Origin of the sequence: Paraburkholderia sp. (assembly GCF_036488505.1) — a bacterium.
In the GTDB taxonomy this organism is placed as follows: Bacteria; Pseudomonadota; Gammaproteobacteria; order Burkholderiales; family Burkholderiaceae; genus Paraburkholderia.
The window spans coordinates 1-4,220 of the sequence record NZ_DASXHN010000206.1; the positions used below are offsets into that span (position 1 = coordinate 1).

At 66.6% G+C, this 4,220-nt stretch carries 3 protein-coding genes and 1 pseudogene; all 4 read left to right on the top strand.

Annotated features, from left to right (window positions below):
• Positions 1–146: 146 nt before the first annotated feature.
• Positions 147–671, top strand: a pseudogene (locus VGH68_RS12525) (hypothetical protein); the annotation flags it as partial.
• 340 nt (positions 672–1,011) lie between these two features.
• A complete protein-coding gene (gene hemL / locus VGH68_RS12530) occupies positions 1,012–2,295 on the top strand; it encodes a glutamate-1-semialdehyde 2,1-aminomutase (protein WP_331603939.1) in 1,284 nt (427 codons plus the stop codon).
• A 105-nt stretch (positions 2,296–2,400) separates the two neighbouring features.
• The gene (gene ribD, locus VGH68_RS12535) at positions 2,401–3,552 is read left to right on the top strand and encodes a bifunctional diaminohydroxyphosphoribosylaminopyrimidine deaminase/5-amino-6-(5-phosphoribosylamino)uracil reductase RibD (protein ID WP_331603940.1); all 1,152 of its coding nucleotides are present in this window, start codon (positions 2,401–2,403) and stop codon (positions 3,550–3,552) included.
• Positions 3,553–3,567: 15 nt separating this feature from the next.
• Positions 3,568–4,203 (top strand): riboflavin synthase, encoded by a 636-nt coding sequence (locus tag VGH68_RS12540; RefSeq protein ID WP_331603941.1) that lies wholly within the window; start codon positions 3,568–3,570, stop codon positions 4,201–4,203.
• Positions 4,204–4,220: the final 17 nt, after the last annotated feature.

Here is a 4,220-nt window from a genome sequence, read left to right on the forward strand (position 1 = left end):
AACGCTGCGCGGCAACCGCACCCCCGATCGGTTAAGCTGCCGGCTCCATGCCCGCGCGGCGCATCGATCCCGCGCGGCGCCGTGCCCATCCAAGCCGCGCCAGGCACCCGCGCAACGGGCTTCCCCGATCTCATCCCGACCCTGCAATGACCGCCTTCCTGCTGATCTGGAGCCCCAAAAAATGGCCATGGCCGGAGCTGCCCGACATCGCGAAACGCGTTGCCGCCGGCGACGCGGTGACGGACGTGTGGGGCTGCGGCTGCGCGCGCGGCATTCTGCCGGGCGATCGCGTGTTCCTGCACCGCGTCGCCCAGCAGCCGAAGGGCATTTTTGGCTCCGGCTACGTCACGCGCGCGCCGTACGAAGTCCCGGACCCGTCGACGAAGCGCGGCTACCGGCTATGCATCGACTTCGTCTACGACTGGCTGGTCGACGCGCATCAGGCGCCGGTCATTGCGCGCGAGCAGTTACGCGTGCATCCGTTGTCGGTGCAGACATGGGATGCGCAAAGTTCCGGCACGATCATCAAACCGATCGCCGAGGGCGCGCTGGAGAAGCGCTGGTCCGAGTTGACCGGCAAGCGCAAGGCGCCGAAGCTCGACGCGCCGGCCGGCCCGACGCATTCGACAAAGGTCACCGCGCACACGGCGGCGGCGCAAGAAGCGGCAAGCATCGCCAACGCCAAGCCCTCGACAGCAAGCGGCCAGGCTGCGACAAAACCGGCCCAGACCGCAACGGGCGACACCTCGACCAACAAGCCGCCCGCTACCAGCGCCGCGCGACGCAAAACCGCGACGAGCCACCCGCGCGAAAGCCCGCGGAACGGCAAGCGCCGCAGCCCCTGAAAGCGCTCGCCCAGCGTCCCGTCACAGCCCGTACCAAAAGCCCTGCGACGCCGACTCCGGTACAATTTCTCGACCTACTCCGGCATCGCGCGAAGCGCCCGCGAAAATCGCCTCGGAGCTTTTGCGCCGGTGCGCAACCCCCTATCCAGCTATCGCAGCCATCGCCATGTCCAGAAACGAATCCCTCTTCGAACGCGCGCAACGCACGATTCCCGGCGGCGTGAACTCGCCGGTGCGCGCTTTTCGCTCCGTCGGCGGCACGCCGCGCTTCATCGAACGTGCGCAAGGTCCGTACTTCTGGGACGCGGACGGTCAGCGCTATACCGACTACATCGGCTCTTGGGGTCCGATGATCGTCGGCCACGTTCATCCGGAAGTGCTCGACGCGGTGCAGCGTGTGCTCGCGAACGGCTTCTCGTTCGGCGCGCCGACCGAATCGGAAGTCGAAATCGCGGAGGAAATCTGCAAGCTGGTGCCGTCGATCGAACAGGTGCGCATGGTGTCGAGCGGCACCGAAGCGACGATGAGCGCACTGCGTCTCGCGCGCGGCTTTACGAACCGCAGCCGGATCGTCAAGTTCGAGGGTTGCTACCACGGTCACGCGGACAGCCTGCTGGTCAAGGCCGGCTCGGGCCTCTTGACGTTCGGCAATCCGACCTCGGCGGGGGTGCCAGTCGATATCGCGAAACACACGACGGTACTCGAATACAACAACGTCGCCGCGCTCGAAGAGGCATTCAGCACGTTCGGCAACGAGATAGCGTCGGTGATCGTCGAGCCGGTCGCGGGCAATATGAACCTCGTGCGCGCGACGCCGGCATTCCTGCAGTCGCTGCGGCGTCTGTGCAGCGAATACGGCGCCGTGCTGATCTTCGACGAAGTGATGTGCGGCTTCCGCGTCGCGCTCGGTGGCGCGCAACAACTGTATCGCGTGACGCCCGACCTCACCTGCCTCGGCAAGGTGATCGGCGGCGGGATGCCGGCGGCGGCGTTCGGCGGCCGGCGCGACATCATGGCCCACCTCGCGCCGCTGGGCGGCGTCTATCAGGCTGGCACGCTGTCGGGCAATCCGATCGCCGTCGCCGCCGGCCTGAAAACGCTGCAGCTGATCCAGGCGCCGGGCTTTTACGACACGCTCGCCGCACGCACCACACGTCTCGCGCAGGGCTTGCAGAAGGCCGCGCGCGAAGCCGGCGTGCCGTTCGCGGCCGATGCGCTCGGCGGCATGTTCGGCCTCTACTTCCGCGAATCGATTCCGGCGAGCTTCGCCGAAGTCACGCAGAGCGACGTGCCGCGCTTCAACGCGTTCTTCCACAAGATGCTGGATGCCGGCGTGTACTTCGCGCCGTCCGCGTATGAGGCCGGCTTCGTGTCGATCGCTCACGACGACGCGGTGATCGACGCGACGATCGACGCCGCGCGCGGCGCGTTCGCGTCGCTGCAGGGCTGAACGAGCGCTGAACGAGCGCTGACTGAGCGCTGACTGAGCGCTGAACCAGGCGCTGAACGAGGGCTGAATCGGCCCCACCCAGATACCGCACCGCAACGGACACCGATGTTTTCGCAAACCGATTTCGTCCATATGGAACGCGCGCTCGCCCTGGCGAAGCGCGGCATGTACACGACCGACCCGAATCCGCGCGTCGGTTGCGTGCTCGTGAGGAACGGCGAGGTGATCGGCGAAGGCTATACGCAGCCGGCCGGCCAGGATCACGCGGAGATTCGCGCGCTGAAGGATGCGCGCTCGCGCGGCCACGATCTGCGTGGCGCGACCGCGTACGTGACGCTCGAACCGTGCAGCCACTTCGGCCGTACCCCGCCGTGCGCGAGCGCGCTGATCGAAGCGCAGATCGGCCGCGTGATCGCGGCGATGGAAGATCCCAACCCCCAGGTCTCCGGGCGCGGTCTCACGATGCTGCGCGACGCCGGTATCGAAGTGCGTTGCGGGCTGCTCGCGAATGAAGCACGGGAGCTGAACATCGGCTTCGTGTCGCGGATGACGCGCGGTCGTCCGTGGGTGCGCATGAAAGTGGCAGCATCGCTCGATGGCCGCACCGGTCTGCCGTCGGGCGTAAGTCAATGGATCACTAGCGAGGCCGCGCGCGCGGACGGCCATGCGTGGCGCGCGCGCGCGTCCGCGATCCTCACCGGCATCGGCACGGTGCGCGACGACAATCCGCGCATGACGGTGCGCGCGGTCGATACGCCGCGCCAACCGCATCGCGTGCTGATCGACAGTCGACTCGACGTGCCGCTCGACGCGCAGATTCTGGCCGGCGCGCCGACGCTGATTTTCTGTGGCCATCTCGATCACCGTCTCGAAGAACGTGCAAGCGCGCTGCGGGAGCGCGGCGCCGAGATCGTGCCGCTGCCGAACGCGGCCGGCAAGGTCGACCTGCCGCAACTGCTGAACGTGCTCGGCCAGCGCAACGTGAACGAACTGCACGTCGAGGCCGGCTACAAGCTGAACGGCTCGATGCTGCGCGAAGGCTGCGTCGACGAACTGCTCGTCTATCTCGCACCGAGCCTGCTCGGCATGGACTCGATGAGCATGTTCAACCTCGGCGCGCCGGGCACGCTCGACGAGCGCGTCAAACTGAACTTCCACACCGTCGAGCGGATCGGCGACGATCTGCGGATTCTCGCGCGTTTCGCGCCGCCGGCCGAGGCCGGGACCGATCCCGTCTCCCCCACCGTTTCGAAATGATCAAGGATTAGCACGATGTTTACGGGAATCGTCGCGGCAGTGGGCCGCATCGAAGCAGTCAAGCCGCTCGGCGCGGGCGGCGACGCGGGCGTGCGCCTGAACGTCGATGCCGGCGGGCTCGATCTCGCCGACGTGCAACTCGGCGACAGCATCACGATCCAGGGCGCCTGCATGACGGTGGTCGCGAAGACCGCCCGATCGTTCGAGGTGGATGTGTCGCGCGAAAGCCTGAACCGCACGGTCGGGCTCGGCGAACCGGGTGAGGTCAATCTCGAGAAAGCGCTGCGCGCGCATGACCGGCTGGGCGGCCACATCGTGTCCGGTCATGTGGACGGGCTCGGTACGGTGACGCGGTTTGCGCCGGTCGGCGAATCGCACGAGCTGCGCATCCTCGCGCCCCGCGAGATCGGGCGTTATCTCGCGTATAAGGGCTCGGTGACGGTCAACGGTGTGAGCCTGACCGTCAACTCGGTCGAGGATGGTGACGATGGCTGTGAGTTTTCGATCAATCTGATTCCGCATACCGTGCAGGTCACGTCGCTCAAGCATTTGCGCGATGGCGTGCAGGTGAATCTGGAAATCGATCTGATCGCGCGCTATGTGGAGCGGATGCTCAGTGCGGGTCAGGACGGCTATAACTCGTTGAAGTAATCGATCGCTGACAGATC

Excerpts from the sequence above, each read along its gene's own strand:
- ribD (WP_331603940.1), top strand. The coding sequence starts at position 2,401 with ATGTTTTCGCAAACCGATTTCGTCCATATGGAACGCGCGCTCGCCCTG.
- hemL (WP_331603939.1), top strand. The coding sequence starts at position 1,012 with ATGTCCAGAAACGAATCCCTCTTCGAACGCGCGCAACGCACGATTCCC.
- VGH68_RS12540 (WP_331603941.1), top strand. The coding sequence starts at position 3,568 with ATGTTTACGGGAATCGTCGCGGCAGTGGGCCGCATCGAAGCAGTCAAG.